Source organism: Streptomyces asiaticus (genome assembly GCF_018138715.1).
Lineage (GTDB): Bacteria > Actinomycetota > Actinomycetes > Streptomycetales > Streptomycetaceae > Streptomyces > Streptomyces asiaticus.
Map to the genome: position 1 here is coordinate 6,893,352 of NZ_JAGSHX010000006.1, position 18,634 is coordinate 6,911,985.

Consider the following 18,634-nt stretch of genomic DNA (forward strand, 5'->3'; position numbering starts at 1 on the left):
TACGACGCCGTCGTAACGGGCCCCGATCCATGATCAAGGAGTCACCCTGTGAAGACGATTGACGATCTTCAGGTCGCCGGACAGCGGGTCTTCGTCCGCGCCGATCTGAACGTCCCGCTCGACGGCGAGACGATCACCGACGACGGCCGGATCCGCGCCGCCGTCCCGACGATCACCAAGCTCCTGGACCGGGGCGCCAAGGTGATCGTCGCCTCGCATCTGGGCCGCCCCAAGGGCGCCCCGGACCCCCAGTACTCGCTCGCCCCGGTCGCCCGGCGGCTCGGCGAACTCCTCGGCAAGCAGGTCGCCTTCGCGACCGACACCGTGGACGACAGCGCCCGGGCCACCGTGGCGGGGCTCGGCGACGGCGAGGTCGCGCTGCTGGAGAACCTGCGCTTCAACGCCGGTGAGACCAGTAAGGACGACACCGAGCGCGGCGCCTTCGCCGACCGGCTCGCCGCCCTCGCCGACCTCTACGTGGGCGACGGCTTCGGCGCGGTCCACCGCAAGCACGCCTCCGTGTACGACCTCCCGGCGCGGCTGCCGCACGCCGCGGGCGACCTGATCGCCACCGAGCTCACCGTCCTGAAGAAGCTCACCGAGGACGTCAAGCGGCCCTACGCGGTGGTCCTCGGCGGCGCCAAGGTCTCCGACAAGCTCGGCGTGATCGACCACCTCCTGGAGAAGGCCGACCGCATCCTGATCGGCGGCGGCATGGCCTACACCTTCCTCAAGGCCCAGGGCCACGAGGTCGGCGGCTCGCTGCTCCAGGAGGACCAGGTCCCGGCGGTCCAGGACTATCTGCGCCGGGCCGAGGAGCGCGGTGTGGAGTTCGTGCTCCCGGTCGATGTCACGGCCGCGGCCGAATTCCCGGATCTGAAGACCAAGGCCCCCGCGAACCCGCGGCTCGTCGCCGCGGACGCGATCCCGGCCGACCTCCAGGGGCTGGACATCGGCCCGGAGACCCGCAAGCTCTACGCCTCGAAGCTGGCCGACGCGGCCACCGTCTTCTGGAACGGCCCCATGGGCGTCTTCGAGCACCCCGACTTCGCCGAGGGCACCCGGGCCGTGGCCCAGGCGCTCGTGGACAGCCCGGCCTTCACCGTGGTCGGCGGCGGCGACTCCGCCGCGGCCGTGCGCATCCTGGGCTTCGACGAGAACGCTTTCGGCCACATCTCGACCGGCGGTGGAGCGAGCCTCGAATACCTCGAGGGCAAGACGCTCCCCGGCCTCGCCGCACTGGAGGACTGAACACCGTGAGTGACCGTATGCCGCTGATGGCGGGCAACTGGAAGATGAACCTCAACCACCTCGAGGCCATCGCCCACGTCCAGAAGCTCGCCTTCGGGCTCGCCGACAAGGACTACGAGGCCGTGGAGGTCGCGGTGCTGCCGCCCTTCGTCGACCTGCGGTCCGTGCAGACCCTGGTCGAAGGCGACAAGCTGAAGATCAAGTACGGTGCCCAGGACGTCTCGGCGCATGACTCCGGCGCCTACACCGGCGAGATCTCCGGCCCGATGCTGGCCAAGCTCAGGTGCGCCTACGTCGTCGTCGGGCACTCGGAGCGGCGCCAGTACCACCACGAGACCGACGAGCTGTGCAACGCCAAGGTCAAGGCGGCCTTCCGCAACGACCTCACCCCGATCCTGTGCGTCGGCGAGGGCCTCGACGTCCGTAAGGCGGGCAACCATGTCGCGCACACCCTCGCCCAGGTGGACGAGGGCCTGAAGGACGTCCCGGCCGAGCAGGCCGAGACCATCGTGATCGCCTACGAGCCGGTCTGGGCGATCGGCACCGGCGAGGTCGCGACCCCCGAGGACGCCCAGGAGGTCTGTGGGGCCATCCGCGGCCGGCTCGCCGAGCTCTACGGCCAGGAGGTCGCCGACAAGGTCAGGATCCAGTACGGCGGCTCGGTGAAGTCCGGGAACGTTGCCGCGATCATGGCCAAGCCGGATGTGGACGGCGCCCTGGTCGGCGGCGCGTCGCTGGACGCGGACGAATTCGTCAAGATCGTTCGTTTCCGCGACCAGTGAGTAGGCCCTAGCGCGCGCGTCGTCGTACCCTGTCGGGGGTCGAGGCGGTGGAAATCGCACTGTCCGGCCCCCGACGTCCGTACAAGCCCGAGAAGGTTGGTCCAGCTGTGATCATGGGGTTCTCGATCGCCCTCATCATCTTCAGCCTGCTGTTGATGATGTTGGTGCTCATGCACAAGGGGAAGGGCGGCGGCCTGTCCGACATGTTCGGTGGCGGCATGCAGTCCTCGGTGGGCGGCTCCTCGGTCGCCGAGCGCAACCTGGACCGCATCACGGTGGTGGTCGGGCTGCTGTGGTTCGTCTGCATCGTCGTGCTCGGGCTGCTGATGAAGCTCGACTGAGGGGCCGCCGGCGGGGCCGTCCGGGGCCCGGCTGACGCCCGATAACTGACGTACCGTCGTCAGCGGGGCCCATATGCGGCCTATGATGGCATGGCGTCCTCCGTGACGGGTGTAACTCCTCTCACTGGACGCGCGTTGGGCCTTACGTAGACTGGGGCGCCGGGCGGCGAAGCTGCCAATCGAGGCTTCGCGGCACCATCACGCAGGGAGTTACGACCGTGGCAAGTGGCAACGCGATCCGTGGAAGTCGGGTCGGGGCGGGGCCGATGGGAGAAGCCGAGCGAGGCGAATCGGCGCCGCGCCTGCGCATCTCCTTCTGGTGCTCGAACGGGCATGAGACCGTGCCGAGCTTCGCCAGCGACGCGCAGATCCCTGACACGTGGGACTGCCCCCGCTGCGGCTTCCCGGCGGGCAAGGACCGGGACAACCCGCCGGACCCGCCGCGCACCGAGCCGTACAAGACGCATCTGGCGTACGTACGGGAGCGGCGCAGCGACGCCGACGGCGAGGCGATCCTTGCCGAGGCACTCGCCAAGCTCCGGGGCGAGATCTAGACACACAACGCGGTACGACGGCCCGGCCGGGCACCTCCTGCGAGGGGTGCGCGGCCGGGCCGTTGTCAGTGGTGCGGGCTACGGTCGTGGGGTGCTGGATCACCGGGGGAGCCGTCCCACCGGGCGGGGCGTATGCATGGGGGGATCGTCATGGCCGCGGTGGACGCCGGTGAGCTGGGCGCCGGGAAGCCGGCGGGGCCCGCGTGGCGCGGGGGGTTCGGGCGGCTGTGGGCGGCCGCGGTCGTCTCCCGGTTCGGGGACGCGCTGCGGGGCGCGGCGCTGCCGCTGCTGGCCGTCTCGCTGACCGATTCGCCGGTGCTGGTCTCGCTCGTGACCGCCTGCGGCTTCCTGCCCTGGCTGCTGTTCGGGCTGATCGGCGGGGCGATCGCGGACCGGGTGGACCAGCGGCGGGCGATGTGGGCGGTGGACGGCGTGCGGGCCGTCCTGATGGCGGGGTTCGCCGTCGCGGTGTGGCTGGACCGGGCCACCATCGGGCTGCTGCTCGCCCTCGCCTTCGCCCTCACCACGCTCCAGACCCTGTTCGACAACGCGGCCACGGCGCTGCTGCCGTCCGTGGTGGGGCAGCAGGCGCTGGGCCGGGCCAACGCCCGGCTGATGACCGGGCAGGAGGTCATGGGCCGGTTCGTGGGCGCCCCGCTGGTGCCGGTGCTGCTCGGCCTCGGCGCCGCGATGCCGTACGCGGCGGACGCGGCCACCTATCTCGCCGCCGCCGCGCTGGTCGCCTCGCTGGGGGCGGCACCCCCCGAGCGGGCCCCGCGCCCGCCGGGCGGCTCGCTGCGGCGCGATATCGCCGAGGGCCTGGCCGTGCTGTGGCGGGACCGCACGCTGCGGGCGCTGTGCGCCTCCACCACGCTGTGCAACATCGGCATCGGGGCGCTCATCGCCACCCTGGTGCTGCACATCACCGGCTGGCTGGACGCCGGGAACACCGGGTACGCGGCCGTCATCACCGTCTACGGGATCGGCAGTGTGGCCGGGGGCCTGGTGGCCGCCCGGCTCACCGAGAAGCTGGGGCGCGCCCGTGCCCTCGTGGTGTGCGGCACCGCGCAGATCGGCGCCCTGGCCGCTCTGGGGGCGATACGGAGCCTGCCGGTCGCGGTCGCCGCCATGGGCCTCTTCGGCTTCGCGGGGATCGTCTGGAACGTCACCGAGGTGACGATGATGCAGCAGCGCAGCCCCGACGGGGCACTCGGGAGGGTGAGCTCCGCGTTCCGCACCCTGTCGATCGCGGGCACCCCGCTCGGCGCGCTGCTGGGCGGGGTGATGGCCCAGGCGTGGGGGCTCAATACCCCGGCGCTGGGGGCCGCCGCGCTCTTCGTCTGCGGGGTGGCGGCCCTCGTTCCGGGAATGCGGTCCGTCATCAATTAAGTTGGTGGCCACGGGGGCCAGGTACCGACGAGAAGTGGGCTGATGTCCGAGATGAACATGGAAGGCCGCACCAGGCTGGACCAGCTGCCGGAATGGCACGCGCTGGCCGCACACCGCAAGGAGCTGGGCGACGCTCATCTGCGCGACCTGTTCGCGGGCGACCCGGAGCGCGGGAGCCGTCTCACCCTTCAGGTCGGCGATCTCCACGTCGACTACTCCAAGCACCTGGTGACCGACGAGACCCTGCGGCTGCTGCGCGAACTGGCGAGCGCCACCAAAGTGGCCGAGCTGCGCGACGCCATGTTCCGCGGCGAGCGGATCAACACCACCGAGGACCGCGCGGTGCTGCACATCGCGCTGCGCGCACCGCGCTCCGCGGAGATCAGGGTGGACGGCGAGGACGCCGTCGGCGAAGTGCACGCCGTGCTCGCCAAGATGACCGTCTTCGCCGACCGCGTCAGGTCCGGCGACTGGACCGGCCACACCGGCAAGCGGATCAAGAACATCGTCAACATCGGCATCGGCGGCTCCGATCTGGGCCCGAAGATGGCGTACGAGGCGCTGCGCTCCTACAGCGACCGCTCGATGACGTTCCGGTTCGTCTCCAATGTGGACGGCGCGGATCTGCACGAGGCGGTGCGCGACCTGGATCCGGCCGAGACGCTGTTCATCGTCGCCTCCAAGACGTTCACCACCATCGAGACCATCACCAACGCCGTCTCCGCCCGCGACTGGCTGCTGACCGGGCTCCGGGCCGGTCAGGAGGCCGTCGCCAAGCACTTCGTGGCGGTGTCGACCAACGCCGAGAAGGTCGCCGAGTTCGGCATCAACACGGACAACATGTTCGGGTTCTGGGACTGGGTCGGCGGGCGCTACTCCTACGACTCGGCCATCGGTCTCTCCTTGATGGTCGCCATCGGCCCGGACTGCTTCCGCGAGATGCTGGCCGGTTTCCATCTGGTCGACGAGCACTTCTCCACCGCCCCGCCGGAGCGGAACGTCCCGCTGCTGATGGGCCTGCTGGGCATCTGGTACAACAACTTCCACGGCGCCCAGACGCATGCCGTCCTGCCCTACAGCCACTATCTGTCGCGGTTCACCGACTATCTCCAGCAGCTGGACATGGAGTCCAACGGCAAGCATGTGGACCGGGACGGCAACCGCGTCGGCTGGCAGACCGGCCCCATCGTCTGGGGCACCCCCGGCACCAACGGCCAGCACGCCTACTACCAGCTGCTCCACCAGGGCACCAAGCTGGTCCCGGCCGATCTGATCGGCTTCGCGCGGCCGGTGAAGGACCTGCCGCCCGGGCTGGAGTCCCACCACGATCTGCTGATGGCCAACCTCTTCGCCCAGAGCCAGGCGCTGGCCTTCGGCAAGACCGCCGAGGAGGTCGCCGCCGAGGGGGTGCCCGAGGAACTGGTGCCGCACAAGACCTTCGACGGCAACCGCCCGACCACCACGATCCTCGCCCATGAGCTGACCCCGTCGGTGCTGGGCCAGCTGGTCGCCCTCTATGAGCACAAGGTCTTCGTCCAGGGCGCGGTGTGGAACATCGACTCCTTCGACCAGTGGGGAGTGGAGCTGGGCAAGGTGCTCGCCAAGCGCGTGGAGCCCGCCCTGACCGAGGGCGCCGAGGTGCCCGGTCTGGACGCCTCCACCGAGCACCTGGTCGCCACCTACCGCTCGCTGCGCGGCCGCTGAGGTCCTCACCGCGCAGATGAACGATCCCCCGGGCGCCCGAAGCGCCCGGGGGATCGTTTCTGTGCGATAACGAGGGTTACGGCGAGGCCGGGGGGTACAGCTCGCGCGGCAGCCCCGTCGCCGCGGCCCGGTCCAGCAGCCACAGCGTCCGGCTGCGGCCGCGCGCGCCCGCCGCCGGAGCCTGAAGCTCCCCGGCGCCCGACAGCGCTATCGTGACCGCCTTCGCCTTGTCCTCACCGGCCGCCAGCAGCCACACCTCCCGTGCCGCGCGGATCGCGGGCAGGGTCAGCGAGATCCTTACCGGCGGCGGCTTGGGCGCGCCGCGCACCCCGACCACCATCCGCTCGGTCTCCCGGACGGCGGGCAGCTCGGGGAAGAGCGAGGCCACATGGGTGTCCGGGCCGACGCCCAGCAGAGTCACGTCGAACGACGGCACCGCGCCGTGGTTCTCCGGCCGCGCGGCCCGGGCCAGCTCGGCCGCGTACGCCTCGGCCGCCGCGTCCACATCGCCGCCCTGGGGCCCGTCGGACGCGGGCATCGCGTGCACCCGCGCCGGGTCCAGCTCCACCGCGTCCAGCAGCGCCTCGCGGGCCTGTGTGACATTGCGGTCCGCATGGCCCTCGGGCAGGAACCGCTCATCGCCCCACCACAGGTCCAGCCGCGACCAGTCGACCGCGTCGCGCGCCGGGGAGGCGCCGAGCGCGGCCAGCAGGCCGTTGCCGTTGCGCCCGCCGGTCAGGACGACCGAGGCCGAGCCACGGGCGGCCTGGGCGTCCACGATCTTCGTGATCAGCCGTGCCGCCGCGGCCTGGGCCATCAGCTCCTTGTCGCGGTGGACGACCACCTGTGGTGCGGTCATTTGTCCGCCTTCCCGTCCGCCTTCTGCCCCTGGGACTTCGGCTGCTCCTGGGGCTTCGGGGGGTGGGGCTTGGGAACCGGCGGCTGCGCCGGTGCCTGCGGCGGGTTCTTCGGCGAGCCGGGAGCGTGCTCCGACGGCGCCTCCGGGTCCCGGGTCGGCAGCGGCGGCAGCGGGTCCGCCCCGGGCGGCACCACCTGGGTCGCCGGGGCGGCCTTGGCGTCCCGCTCCAGCGTCCCCACGCCGCCCTTGCCCAGCTTGCTCACGCCGAACTTCACCGACGACTCGTAGATCTCGTCGGGGTCCAGCCGCCGCAGCTCCTCGGCGATCAGCTCCGACATCTCACGCCGCTGAAGCGCCACATGCCGGTCGGGCTGGCCCGGCATGGCCAGCTCGGCCAGCGAGCCGTTCGCCCGGTCCAGGCAGATCACGCCGTCGGCCGTCTCCAGCCGCACCGCGGTCAGCCCGGGGCCCTCCGAGACCTGCCGGTCCACCGGGACCCCCAGCCGCTGGGCGAGCCACAGCGCGAGCAGCTCGCTGCTCGGGTTGTACGCCTCGCCCTCGACGACCGCGGAGGTGATCGGGGAGTGCCGCTGGTCCAGGGCCGCGGCCAGGACGCTGCGCCACGGGGTGATCCGGGTCCACGCCAGATCGGTGTCGCCCGGGGTGTAGGTGGCGGCCCGCAGCCCGAGGGCCGCGACCGGGTCCTCGGTGGCCTGGGCGTCGGTGATCCGGCGCTGGGCCAGCTGCCCGAGCAGGTCCTCGGCGGGGTGCTCCGGGGCGTCCTCCGGCCACCACACCACCACCGGGGCGTCCGGCAGCAGCAGCGGCAGGACCACCGAGTAGGCGTGGTTGGCGAGTTCGCCGTGCAGCCGCAGCAGCACCGTCTCGCCGGTGCCGGTTTCGCCGCCGACCCGTACCTCGGCGTCCATCCGGGCCATCTTGCGGTCGCGCGGCGACCGGCCCGGCCGCTTGATGACGACCAGCGTGCGCGAGGGGTGCTCCTTGGACGCCTCGCTCGCCGCCCGCAGCGCGTCGTAGTGGTTGCCCTCGTCTGTGACGATGACGAGGGTGAGCACCATGCCCACGGCCGGGGTACCGGTGGCCCGGCGTGCCTGGACCAGAGCGGAGTTGATCCGGCTGGACGTGGTGTCCGTGAGATCGATGTTCATGGCCGCCGCCAGCTCCGTCCGTCTCGTGCGAGCATCTCGTCCGCGGCTTTCGGCCCCCAGGTCCCGGAGGTGTACTGCTCGGGCCTGCCGTGCTTGTCCCAGTACTCCTCGATCGGATCCAGGATCCGCCAGGACTGCTCGACCTCCTCATGGCGGGGGAAGAGGTTCGCCTCGCCGAGCAGGACGTCGAGCAGCAGCCGCTCGTACGCCTCGGGGCTGGACTCGGTGAAGGACTCGCCGTACTGGAAGTCCATCGTCACGTCCCGGATCTCCATGGAGGTGCCGGGCACCTTGGAGCCGAACCGGATGGTGACGCCCTCGTCCGGCTGCACCCGGATGACCAGGGCGTTCTGCCCGAGCTCCTGGGTGTCGGTGGCGTCGAAGGGGGAGTGCGGGGCGCGCTGGAAGACCACCGCGATCTCGGTGACCCGCCGCCCCAGCCGCTTGCCGGTGCGCAGGTAGAAGGGGACACCCGCCCAGCGGCGGTTGTCGATCTCCAGCTTGATCGCGGCGTAGGTGTCGGTCTTCGAGTGGGGGTCGATGCCCTCCTCCTCGAGGTAGCCGCGCACCTCCTCGCCGCCCTGCCAGCCGGGGGCGTACTGGGCGCGCACCGTGTGCTTGCCCAGGTCCTTGGGCAGCTTGACCGCCCTGAGCGCCTTCAGCTTCTCGGTGACCAGGGAGGACGCGTCGAAGGAGGCGGGCTCCTCCATGGCGGTCAGCGCGAGCAGCTGGAGCAGGTGGTTCTGGATGACGTCGCGGGCCGCGCCGATGCCGTCGTAGTAGCCCGCGCGCCCGCCGATGCCGATGTCCTCGGCCATGGTGATCTGTACATGGTCGACGTACGACCGGTTCCAGATCGGCTCGAACATCGTGTTGGCGAAGCGCAGCGCCAGGATGTTCTGGACCGTCTCCTTGCCCAGGTAGTGGTCGATCCGGAAGACGTCACTGGGCCGGAAGACCTCATGGACGACCCGGTTGAGGTCCTGGGCGCTCTTCAGGTCGTGGCCGAAGGGCTTCTCGATGACCGCGCGCCGCCAGGAGTCGCCCTGCCCGTGCGACAGCCCGTGCTTCTTGAGCTGCTGGACGACGGTGGGGAAGAACTTCGGAGGGACCGACAGATAGAAGGCGAAGTTGCCGCCGGTGCCGCGCGCCTTGTCGAGCTCCTCTATGGTCGCCCGCAGCTGGACGAACGCCTCGTCGTCGTCGAACACGCCGGGGACGAAGCGGAACCCCTCGGCCAGCTGCTGCCAGACCTCCTCGCGGAACGGGGTCCGCGCGTGCTCCTTGACCGCGTCGTGCACGACCTGGGCGAAGTCCTCGTTCTCCCAGTCGCGGCGGGCGAAGCCGACGAGCGAGAAGCCCGGGGGCAGCAGCCCGCGGTTGGCCAGGTCGTAGATGGCCGGCATCAGCTTCTTACGGGACAGGTCGCCCGTGACGCCGAAGATCACGAGGCCGGACGGCCCCGCGATGCGCGGGAGCCGCCGGTCTCGTGGGTCACGCAGCGGATTGCTGCTGCTCACGTTTTCACGCCTCCGAGGGTGCGAGGCGCTTGAGCTCCGCCTCGGTGGACTTCAGCAGGTCGTTCCACGAGGACTCGAACTTCTCGACGCCCTCGTCCTCCAGCACCTGGACGACGTCGTCGTAGGAGATCCCGATCCCGGCCAGCGCGTCGAGGTCGGCCTTGGCCTGCTCGTACGTGCCGTGCACGGTGTCGCCGCGGATCTCACCGTGGTCGGCGACCGCCTCCAGGGTGGCCTCCGGCATGGTGTTGACGGTGCCGGGGGCGACCAGGTCCACGACGTACATGGTGTCCTTGTACGCCGGGTCCTTGACACCGGTGGAGGCCCACAGCGGACGCTGCTTGTTGGCGTTCGCCCGGTCCAGGACGGCCCAGCGGTCGGAGCTGAAGACCTCCTCGTACGCCTGGTACGCGAGGCGGGCGTTGGCCACGGCGGCCTTGCCGCGCAGCGCCTTGGCCTCATCGGTGCCGATCTTGTCGATGCGCTTGTCGATCTCGGTGTCCACACGGGAGACGAAGAAGGACGCCACCGAGTGGATCTTCTGAAGGTCGAGGCCCGCGGCCTTGGCCTTCTCCAGACCGGCCAGGAAGGCGTCCATGACCGCGCGGTACCGCTCCAGGGAGAAGATCAGCGTGACATTGACGCTGATGCCCAGGCCGATCACCTCGGTGATCGCGGGCAGCCCCGCCTCGGTCGCCGGGATCTTGATGAAGGTGTTGGGCCGGTCCACCAGCCAGGCCAGCTGCTTGGCCTCGGCGATGGTGGCGGCCGTGTTGTGGGCCAGGCGCGGGTCGACCTCGATGGAGACCCGGCCGTCCTGGCCGCCCGTCGCGTCGTACACCGGCCGGAGGATGTCGGCCGCGTCGCGGACGTCCGCCGTGGTGATCATGCGGACGGCTTCCTCGACCGTGACCCGGCGGACCGCGAGGTCGGCCACCTGCTGCTGGTAGCCGTCACCGCCGGAGATCGCCTTCTGGAAGATCGACGGGTTGGTGGTGACGCCTACGACATGCTGCTGGTCGATCAGCTCGGCCAGATTGCCGGAGGTGATCCTCTTGCGGGAGAGGTCGTCGAGCCAGATCGCGACGCCTTCGTCGGCCAGCCGCTTGAGTGCGTCTGTCATGGGGTGTGTTCTCCTACTCGTCGCACTTACGTCGTCTGTGGGGGTCAGCGCCCGGCGGCGTCGAGGGACTCGCGGGCGGCGGTGACCACGGCCTCGGCGGTGAGGCCGAACTCCCGGAAGAGCACCTTGTAGTCGGCCGAGGCGCCGAAGTGCTCCAGCGAGACGATGCGGCCGGCCTCGCCGACGAAGCGGTACCAGGTCAGGCCGATACCCGCCTCGACGGCCACCCGAGCCTTGACGGACGGCGGCAGCACTGTCTCCCGGTACCCCTTGTCCTGCTCCTCGAACCACTCGACCGAGGGCATCGACACCACACGGGTGGGAATCCCGGCGGCCTGGAGCTGCTCGCGCGCCTCCACGGCGAGCTGCACCTCCGAACCGGTGCCGATGAGGATGACCCGCGGCTCGCCGCCCTCGGCCTCGAAGAGGACGTAGCCGCCCTTGGCGGCGTTGTCGTCGGCCTCGTAGGTCGGTACGTTCTGCCGGGTCAGGGCCAGGCCGTGCGGAGCCGGGTTCGCGGTGTGGCGGCGGGTGATCTCCCGCCAGGCGATGGCCGTCTCGTTGGCGTCGGCCGGGCGGACCACGTTCAGGCCCGGGATGGCGCGCAGCGCGGACAGGTGCTCCACCGGCTGGTGGGTCGGGCCGTCCTCGCCGAGGCCGATGGAGTCGTGCGTCCACACGTAGGTGACCGGCAGCTTCATCAGCGCGGCGAGCCGGACGGCCGGGCGCATGTAGTCGGAGAAGACCAGGAAGGTACCGCCGTAGACCCGGGTGTTGCCGTGCAGCGCGATGCCGTTCATGGTCGAGCCCATGGCGTGCTCGCGGATGCCGAAGTGGATCGTGCGGCCGTACGGGTCGGCCTCCGGCAGCGGGTTGCCCTTCGGGAGGAAGGACGAGGACGCGTCGATCGTGGTGTTGTTGGAGCCCGCGAGGTCGGCGGAGCCGCCCCACAGCTCGGGGAGCACCCCGCCGAGCGCCTTGAGCACCTGGCCGGACGCCTTACGGGTGGCGACGTCCTTGCCCGGCTCGAAGACCGGCAGCGCGCTCTCCCAGCCCTCGGGCAGCTCGCCCGCGGTGATCCGGTCGAACAGGGCGGCCCGCTCGGAGTTGCCGTTCCGCCACTCCTGGAGCTTCTTGTCCCAGGCGGCGTGCGCCTCGCGGCCGCGCTCGACCAGGGCGCGGGTGTGGTTGATGACGTCCGTGTCGACCGCGAAGTGCTGCTCGGGGTCGAAGCCGAGGACGCGCTTGGTGGCGGCGACCTCGTCGGCGCCCAGCGCCGAGCCGTGGGACGCCTCGGTGTTCTGCGCGTTCGGGGCGGGCCAGGCGATGATCGTACGGGCCGCGATGATCGAGGGGCGCTCGGTCTCGGCCTGCGCCGCCTTGAGCGCCGCGTGCAGCGCGTGGATGTCGAAGTCGCCGCTCTCGGCCTGCTCGATGCGCTGGACGTGCCAGCCGTACGCCTCGTAGCGCTTCAGCACGTCCTCGGAGAGCGCGGTCGCGGTGTCGCCCTCGATCGAGATGTGGTTGTCGTCGTACAGGGCGACGATGTTGCCCAGCTTCTGGTGGCCGGCCAGCGAGGACGCCTCGGCTGAGATGCCCTCCTCCAGGTCGCCGTCGGAGACGATCGCCCAGATGGTGTGGTCGAACGGAGAGGCGCCCTCGGGCGCCTCCGGGTCGAACAGGCCACGCTCGTAGCGGGCGGCCATCGCCATGCCCACCGCGTTGGCGATGCCCTGGCCCAGCGGGCCGGTGGTGGTCTCGACACCGGTGGTGTGGCCGAACTCGGGGTGGCCCGGGGTCTTGCTGCCCCAGGTGCGGAACGACCGCAGATCGTCGAGCTCGAGACCGAAGCCCGCCAGGTACAGCTGGACGTAGAGGGTCAGGCTGGTGTGCCCGGGGGAGAGGACGAAGCGGTCCCGGCCCGCCCACCCCGCGTCGGAGGGGTCGTGCCGCATCAGCTTCTGGAAGAGCAGGTACGCGGCGGGCGCGAGGCTCATGGCCGTGCCAGGGTGGCCGTTACCGACCTTCTGTACGGAGTCCATGGCCAGGACCCGGGCCGTGTCGACGGCTCGCTGGTCCAGATCGGTCCACTCGAGGTCTGTGGTAGTCGGCTTCGTGCTCACCCTGAGTCAGGGCTCCTCTCCACAATGTCGAAATCCGGTGACCGTATGTACACCGGCGATGTCGAGCCTACCCCTGGATCAACGGTCATCTTTTCGAGTTCTGCTCAACGGGATAAGGAACGAATTCCGAGGTTGCCGCATTCCCTCCGGGGCCCGTACGAAGGGCGTCCCGAGCTCTACGGAAGGCGCCGTTCCGGGGCCCTGCCGCACCCTCCGTCCCCCGGGCGCGGCCGCCTTACGGGCGCCTCGCCGTGCCCCTACAACACGAGGGACCCCGGCGGCGGGCGGCGCATCCGCTACGTCTAGAGTGGCGTGGTACGCGCAAGTCTTTACCGGCTCTTCATGTCCGGTGCTTGCTTGTTCTTGCTTCCACCAGGGGTGTGCGTGACGGCCGTCGAATCCCGTCCTGCGGGGGTGCTCGAGACGAGCGAAACGAGCTCCGGTCACCGGCCGTTCGGGGCCCGTGTCGGGGCGTTCGTGGCGCTGACGAAGCCGCGCGTCATCGAACTGCTGCTGATGACGACGGTGCCGGTCATGTTCCTGGCCGCCCAGGGCGTCCCGGACCTGTGGCTGGTGGTCGCCACCTGCGTCGGCGGTTATCTGTCGGCCGGCGGCGCCGCCGCGTTCAACATGTATTACGACCGGGACATCGACGCGCTGATGGAGCGCACCGCGCAGCGCCCGCTCGTGACCGGCATGGTCTCGCCGCGGGAGTGTCTCGTCTTCGCCTTCGCGCTGGCGGCGGGGTCGACGGCCTGGTTCTGGGCGCTGGTCAACCCGCTGTCCGCGATGCTGTCGCTCGGTGCGCTGGCCTTCTACGTCGTCGTCTACACGATGTGGCTCAAGCGCCGCACCTCGCAGAACATCGTCTGGGGCGGCATCGCGGGCTGTATGCCCGTGCTCATCGGCTGGTCCTCGGTGACCAACGAGGTCTCCTGGGCCGCCGTCATCCTCTTCCTCGTCATCTTCTTCTGGACGCCGCCGCACTACTGGCCGCTGTCGATGAAGGTCAAGGACGACTACGAGCGGGCCAGCGTGCCGATGCTGCCGGTGATCGCGGGCAACAAGGCGGTCGCGCGCCAGATCGTCCTCTACAGCTGGGCCATGGTCGGCGTCTCGCTGCTGCTGTGGCCGCTGGGCTACACCGGCTGGTTCTATCCCGTAGTCGCGGCCGTGCTCGGCGGGTTCTGGCTGAAGGAGGCGCACGGTCTCCAGGCGCGCGCCAGGGCCGGGATCACGGGCGCGAAGCTCAAGGAGATGCGGCTGTTCCACTGGTCGATCACCTATGTGTCGCTGCTGTTCGTCGCCGTGGCCGTGGACCCTTTCCTGCGGTGATTACCGGCGGGTAGCATCGTCTGTATGGCAGACACCACCCAGCCGGAGACACCCGAGAGCGGCGAGTCGGCCGCCCAGCCCTCCGCGCCGGAAGCACCGGCCAAGCCGCCCAAGCCCGCCAAGCCGTCCAAGGACGAGAAGAGGGCCGAGCGGCTCGCCCGCCAGATCACGGCCTTCGCCGGGAGCCACGGCGGCGCCGAGGGGCAGCTCGCCCACATCGGGCGCGGCGCCGTCCGGATCGCCCTCGTCGGCGCCGACGGCGAATGGGGCGTCCTCGTGGCCCCCTCCCAGGACAGCGCGCGGCGCGCCGCCGAGCTCGCCGGGCTGACCCTCAGCGACGACTTCGACGGCGAGCTCGCCGCGAAGGTGCGCACCGGTCCGTACGAGTGGACGCGCATGGCGGGCATCCAGCTCGGCGGCCCCGGCAACCCTCCGGCAGCCGCCTCGTAGAACGCCTGAGAACGGGTCCGGCGACACCTCGTGCCCCTTCCGTCCGTTAAGCCCATCGATGCCGGAGGGCGAGGAGGCGGGCGGCGATGCACGAGGCGACGGACTCCCCGGACACCGTGGGCCCGCCGACCGGCCCGGTCCCCCGCGACGGGCCGGGTCCGGCGGCGGGGCCGATCACCCTGCCGCCACTGGTCGACCAGCACAGTCACGGCACAGTGGACGGCGAGCTCGGAGTCGGCTCGTTCGAAACCCATCTGGCGGCCGCCGCCGGGTCCGGCGCGGCCCCGGCCGGCACCACCTTCTTCGACAGCTGGACCGGCCTCGCGGTGCGCCGCTGGTGCCCCCCGCTGCTGGGCATGGAGCCCCACTGCGCGCCCGTCAGCTATCTCGCCCGCCGCCGTGAACTGGGCGCCTACCGCGCCGCGCGGCTGCTGCTGCGCGGCGCCGGCATCGGCACCTTCCTGCTGGAGTCCGGCGCCCGGGACGACCTCAGCACCCCGGACGAACTGGCCGCGGCGGCCGACGGCACGGTCCTCGAGGTGGTCCGGCTGGAACCGCTGGCCGAGCAGGTCGCCGACACCTCCGGCACGGTCGACGCCTTCATCGGCAACACCGCCGAGGCGCTGTACGCGGCGGCCCAGCACGCGACCGCCTTCGCCATGGGCATCGCGTTCTGCGACGAGATCCCGCCCGACCCGCGCGAGGTGCGGCGCGCCGCCGCCCGCTGGCTCGCGCTCACCGTACGCCCGGCCCGGGACCGCGCCCCCGACCCCGCGCTCGCCCAGCATCTGCTGTGGAGCGCCGTGGCGACCGGCCTTCCGGTGCAGCTGCACTGCGCCGATCCGCAGTCGCTCATCGGCTTCCTGCGCGCCACGGCGGGCTTCGGCACCGACCTGGTGCTGCTGCCGGACCGGTCGCACCACCGGCGGGCGGCCCAGCTCGCCGCGGCCTTCCCGCACGTCTACGCGGACGCCGGGCCGCGGCCCGGGGAGACCCTGGGCGAGGCGCCGTTCGGCAAGCTGCTGTTCTCGACCGGCGCGCGGGCGCTGCCCGAGCTGTATGTGACCGCGTCCCGGCTGTTCGGCCAGGCCATGGCCCGGTTGGCGGAGGAGTGGGTCGGCGAGGGGATCTGCACCCGGGCCGAGGCCCAGCGGATCGCCGGGCTGGTCGCGGCCGGGACCGCGCGCCGGGTCTACCGGCTGGACGCGGCCGGCTCGGGCTGAACGGCCTCGTGGTCGCCGGTGGGGGCGGGCACGGTGGCCGGGAGCCCGGCGCGCTCGCGCTGGGCGAGCAGCACCCGCAGCACCGCGATCCACACCAGGCAGGAGCCGAGCATGTGGATGCCGACGACCACCTCGGGCAGATGGGTGAAGTACTGCACGTACCCGATCACACCCTGCGCGAGCAGCACGACGAGGAGCTCCAGGACCGTACGGCGCTGGGCGGCGGGGGCCTTCACGGCCCGCAGGGTGAACCACAGGGCGACGGTGAGGCCCAGCACGATGTAGACGAAGTCCACGTGCAGCTGGGTGATCTCCTGCCAGTTCAGCGGGATGCGGTGCACCTTACGGGCGTCACCGGCGTGCGGGCCCGCGCCGGTGACCACCGTGCCGATGACGATGAGCGCGCCGGTCGCGGCGATCAGCAGCCGGGTCAGCTGGCGCACCGGCCCGGCCACCAGCTCCCGCGGCTCGGCGTCGCCCTCGCGCGCCCGCCACCAGGTCAGCACGGCGACCGTGAGCAGCGCGGAGGACAGCAGGAAGTGCGAGCTGACGATGTACGGGTTGAGCCCGGTGAGCACCGTGATGCCGCCGACCACGGCGTTGCCCATGACGATCCAGAACTGGGCCCAGCCGAGCCGGGTGAGCGGGCGGCGCACCGGCGTCCGGGCGCGGGCGGCGATGATCACCAGGCCGATGACGGCGCACAGGACGTACGTCAGCATGCGGTTGCCGAACTCGATGGCGCCGTGGATGCCCATGTCGGAGGTCGGCGTGAGGCTGCCGGAGGTGCACTTCGGCCAGGTGTCACAGCCCAGGCCGGACTGGGTGAGCCGGACCGCGCCCCCGGTCACCACGATGACCACGGCCATCACCACGGTGGCCAGCGCGGCCCGCTCCACGAAGCGCGCGGAGGGCTGCCAGCGCCGGGCGATCAGCTCGAACGGATTCAGCGAATTCGGCACCCGCCCATCGTAGGCGGCCGCTTGTGCAGCTTTTCACGAGGGGTTGTGTTCCGGTGAAGCCGCAGGCTGCAAGGGCTGCCTCGGGCTGCTCCCAGCGGGACCCGGGCTACTCCCAGCGGAAGAAGCGGGCCGCCGCGCCCAGCCCCAGCACCGCCCAGACCGCCAGGATCCCCAGATCCCGCCACGGCATCCCGGCCCCGTCCTGGAGGACGTCCCGCAGCCCGCCCGAGAGCGCCGAGATCGGCAGCAGCTCCAGCGCGCTCCGCACGCCGCCCGGGAACTTGTCCAGCGACACGATGACGCCACCGGACACGAGCAGCAGCAGGAAGACCAGATTGGCGGCGGCCAGGGTCGCCTCGGCCTTCAGGGTGCCCGCCATCAGCAGCCCGAGGCCGGAGAACGCCGCGGTGCCCAGGATCAGCAGCAGCGCCACGGAGAGCGGGTCGCCGTGCGGCGACCAGCCGAGCGCCAGCGCGATCGCGGTCAGCAGCACGATCTGCATCACCTCGGTGACCAGCACGGCGCAGGTCTTGGCGGCCATCAGCCCCCACCGCGGCAGCGGTGAGACCGCGAGCCGCTTGAGCACGCCGTAGCGCCGCTCGAAGCCGGTGGCGATGGCCTGTCCGGTGAACGCCGTGGACAGCACGGCCAGCGCCAGCACGCCGGGCGCCAGGAAGTCCACCGTGCTGCCGTCCGAGCCGGTGTCGACGATGTCGACGGTGCTGAAGAGCACCAGCACCAGGGACGGGATGACGACGGTCAGCAGCAGCTGTTCGCCGTTGCGCAGCAGCATCCGGGTCTCCAGCGCGGCCTGCGCCCGGATCATCCGCGGCAGCGGGGCCGCCCCCGGCTTGGGGAGAAAAGTGCCCGTGGCGGTCACGTTCGCAGCTCCTTACCGGTGAGCTCCAGGAAGACGTCCTCGAGGGTGTGCCGCTCGACCGAGATCCGGTCCGGCATCACCCCGTTCTGCGCGCACCAGGAGGTGACGGTGGCCAGCATCTGGGGGTTGACCTTGCCGGTGACGCGGTACGAGCCGGACGTCAGCTCGGCGGCCGTGGAGTCGGCGGGCAGCGCCTTGAGCAGCGAGGCCAGGTCGAGCGCGGGGCGGCCGATGAAGCGCAGGGTGTTCTCGGCGCCGCCCCGGCACAGCTCCTCCGGGGTGCCCCGGGCGATCACCTTGCCGCCGTCGACGATCGCCACATCGTCGGCGAGCTGCTCGGCCTCGTCCATGTAGTGGGTCGTCAGCATCACGGTGACCCCGTCGTCCCGCAGATCGCGGATGAGGTCCCAGGTGGCGCGGCGGGCCTGTGGGTCGAGCCCCGCGGTCGGCTCGTCGAGGAAGACCAGCTCGGGGCGGCCGACGACGGCCATGGCGAGCGCGAGCCGCTGCTGCTGGCCCCCGGAGAGCCGCCGGTAGGTGGTCCGGCCGCAGGAGCCGAGGCCGAGCCGCTCGACCAGCAGATCCACATCCACCGGATGCGCGTGGAGGGAGGCGGTGTGGCGCAGCATCTCTTCTGCGCGCGCGCCGGAATAAACGCCTCCGGACTGGAGCATCACCCCGACCCGGGGGCGCAGCGCCGGGGCGTCCGCGACCGGGTCGAGCCCGAATATCCGGACCGTCCCGGCGTCGGGGCGTCGGTATCCCTCGCAGGTCTCGACGGTGGTGGTCTTACCGGCTCCGTTGGGCCCCAGAACGGCGGTCACGGTGCCCCGGCCGACGGACAGATCGAGCCCGTCGACCGCGGTCTTCGGGCCGTACCGCTTGACCAGGCCGACGATGTCGACCGCGGGCTCTTCTCGCATGTCCGGCAGTCTACGAATCCCGGGGCCGTCCGTGGGCGGCAGGGCC

At 71.3% G+C, this 18,634-nt stretch carries 17 protein-coding genes; 9 read left to right on the forward strand and 8 right to left on the reverse strand.

Features of this window, described 5'->3' with window-relative positions:
* Positions 1-48: 48 nt before the first annotated feature.
* The 6 genes from KHP12_RS37225 (at position 49) to pgi (ending at position 6,021) form a co-directional block, all read left to right on the forward strand.
* A complete protein-coding gene (locus KHP12_RS37225; protein ID WP_086883590.1) occupies positions 49-1,251 on the forward strand; it encodes a phosphoglycerate kinase in 1,203 nt (400 codons plus the stop codon).
* A 5-nt stretch (positions 1,252-1,256) separates the two neighbouring features.
* A complete protein-coding gene (gene tpiA / locus KHP12_RS37230) occupies positions 1,257-2,033 on the forward strand; it encodes a triose-phosphate isomerase (RefSeq protein WP_086883591.1) in 777 nt (258 codons plus the stop codon).
* 113 nt (positions 2,034-2,146) lie between these two features.
* On the forward strand, positions 2,147-2,374 hold the full coding sequence (gene secG / locus KHP12_RS37235; protein WP_014059875.1) for a preprotein translocase subunit SecG: 228 nt from the start codon (positions 2,147-2,149) through the stop codon (positions 2,372-2,374).
* Between the two features lie 218 nt (positions 2,375-2,592).
* Entirely contained in the window at positions 2,593-2,928 is a 336-nt protein-coding gene (locus KHP12_RS37240; protein ID WP_009718803.1) for an RNA polymerase-binding protein RbpA, read from the forward strand.
* Positions 2,929-3,078: 150 nt separating this feature from the next.
* On the forward strand, positions 3,079-4,317 hold the full coding sequence (locus KHP12_RS37245) for an MFS transporter (RefSeq protein ID WP_086883597.1): 1,239 nt from the start codon (positions 3,079-3,081) through the stop codon (positions 4,315-4,317).
* Positions 4,318-4,368: 51 nt separating this feature from the next.
* Complete coding sequence (pgi, locus tag KHP12_RS37250) at positions 4,369-6,021, forward strand: glucose-6-phosphate isomerase (RefSeq protein WP_086883598.1); 1,653 nt, start codon at positions 4,369-4,371, stop codon at positions 6,019-6,021.
* Between the two features lie 76 nt (positions 6,022-6,097).
* Here the strand turns inward: pgi and pgl are convergent, their stop codons facing one another.
* From pgl to tkt, 5 genes are read right to left on the reverse strand one after another with little or no spacing between them, the layout of a single operon-like run.
* On the reverse strand, positions 6,098-6,880 hold the full coding sequence (gene pgl, locus KHP12_RS37255) for a 6-phosphogluconolactonase (RefSeq protein WP_086883599.1): 783 nt from the start codon (positions 6,878-6,880) through the stop codon (positions 6,098-6,100).
* Positions 6,877-8,049 (reverse strand): glucose-6-phosphate dehydrogenase assembly protein OpcA, encoded by a 1,173-nt coding sequence (gene opcA, locus KHP12_RS37260; protein ID WP_107471823.1) that lies wholly within the window; start codon positions 8,047-8,049, stop codon positions 6,877-6,879. The genes pgl and opcA overlap by 4 nt, the downstream gene beginning before the upstream one ends.
* Positions 8,046-9,569, reverse strand: a complete 1,524-nt coding sequence (gene zwf, locus KHP12_RS37265; RefSeq protein WP_086883592.1) for a glucose-6-phosphate dehydrogenase — start codon at positions 9,567-9,569, stop codon at positions 8,046-8,048. Before zwf ends, opcA begins: the two co-directional genes overlap by 4 nt.
* 4 nt (positions 9,570-9,573) lie before the next feature.
* Positions 9,574-10,692 carry a transaldolase gene (gene tal, locus KHP12_RS37270; RefSeq protein WP_086883593.1) on the reverse strand — a complete coding sequence of 373 codons (1,119 nt, stop codon included), beginning with the start codon at positions 10,690-10,692 and terminating at the stop codon, positions 9,574-9,576.
* Positions 10,693-10,736: 44 nt separating this feature from the next.
* Positions 10,737-12,815 (reverse strand): transketolase, encoded by a 2,079-nt coding sequence (gene tkt / locus KHP12_RS37275; RefSeq protein WP_210609165.1) that lies wholly within the window; start codon positions 12,813-12,815, stop codon positions 10,737-10,739.
* A 384-nt stretch (positions 12,816-13,199) separates the two neighbouring features.
* Between tkt and KHP12_RS37280 the strand changes: the two genes are divergently transcribed.
* The 3 genes from KHP12_RS37280 (at position 13,200) to KHP12_RS37290 (ending at position 15,823) form a co-directional block, all read left to right on the forward strand.
* Positions 13,200-14,150: a heme o synthase gene (locus KHP12_RS37280; RefSeq protein ID WP_078559091.1), complete on the forward strand. Its 951-nt coding sequence runs from the start codon at positions 13,200-13,202 to the stop codon at positions 14,148-14,150.
* Between the two features lie 24 nt (positions 14,151-14,174).
* Positions 14,175-14,600 (forward strand): hypothetical protein, encoded by a 426-nt coding sequence (locus tag KHP12_RS37285; RefSeq protein ID WP_037949658.1) that lies wholly within the window; start codon positions 14,175-14,177, stop codon positions 14,598-14,600.
* An 86-nt stretch (positions 14,601-14,686) separates the two neighbouring features.
* Entirely contained in the window at positions 14,687-15,823 is a 1,137-nt protein-coding gene (locus KHP12_RS37290) for an amidohydrolase (protein WP_244202725.1), read from the forward strand.
* Here KHP12_RS37290 and KHP12_RS37295 read toward each other — a convergent pair.
* The 3 genes from KHP12_RS37295 to KHP12_RS37305 all read right to left on the reverse strand — a co-directional run bounded on the left by KHP12_RS37295 (position 15,793) and on the right by KHP12_RS37305 (position 18,588).
* A complete protein-coding gene (locus KHP12_RS37295) occupies positions 15,793-16,785 on the reverse strand; it encodes a COX15/CtaA family protein (protein ID WP_086881312.1) in 993 nt (330 codons plus the stop codon). The genes KHP12_RS37290 and KHP12_RS37295 overlap by 31 nt on opposite strands.
* Positions 16,786-16,891: 106 nt before the next feature.
* On the reverse strand, positions 16,892-17,665 hold the full coding sequence (locus KHP12_RS37300) for an ABC transporter permease (protein WP_086881311.1): 774 nt from the start codon (positions 17,663-17,665) through the stop codon (positions 16,892-16,894).
* Complete coding sequence (locus KHP12_RS37305; RefSeq protein WP_211834144.1) at positions 17,662-18,588, reverse strand: ABC transporter ATP-binding protein; 927 nt, start codon at positions 18,586-18,588, stop codon at positions 17,662-17,664. The genes KHP12_RS37300 and KHP12_RS37305 overlap by 4 nt, the downstream gene beginning before the upstream one ends.
* Between the last annotated feature and the right edge of the window lie 46 nt (positions 18,589-18,634).

Excerpts from the sequence above, each read along its gene's own strand:
- KHP12_RS37245 (WP_086883597.1), top strand. The coding sequence starts at position 3,079 with ATGGCCGCGGTGGACGCCGGTGAGCTGGGCGCCGGGAAGCCGGCGGGG.
- pgi (WP_086883598.1), top strand. The coding sequence starts at position 4,369 with ATGAACATGGAAGGCCGCACCAGGCTGGACCAGCTGCCGGAATGGCAC.
- opcA (WP_107471823.1), bottom strand. The coding sequence starts at position 8,049 with ATGAACATCGATCTCACGGACACCACGTCCAGCCGGATCAACTCCGCT.
- KHP12_RS37305 (WP_211834144.1), bottom strand. The coding sequence starts at position 18,588 with ATGCGAGAAGAGCCCGCGGTCGACATCGTCGGCCTGGTCAAGCGGTAC.
- secG (WP_014059875.1), top strand. The coding sequence starts at position 2,147 with ATGGGGTTCTCGATCGCCCTCATCATCTTCAGCCTGCTGTTGATGATG.
- KHP12_RS37285 (WP_037949658.1), top strand. The coding sequence starts at position 14,175 with ATGGCAGACACCACCCAGCCGGAGACACCCGAGAGCGGCGAGTCGGCC.
- KHP12_RS37290 (WP_244202725.1), top strand. The coding sequence starts at position 14,687 with ATGCACGAGGCGACGGACTCCCCGGACACCGTGGGCCCGCCGACCGGC.
- pgl (WP_086883599.1), bottom strand. The coding sequence starts at position 6,880 with ATGACCGCACCACAGGTGGTCGTCCACCGCGACAAGGAGCTGATGGCC.
- tal (WP_086883593.1), bottom strand. The coding sequence starts at position 10,692 with ATGACAGACGCACTCAAGCGGCTGGCCGACGAAGGCGTCGCGATCTGG.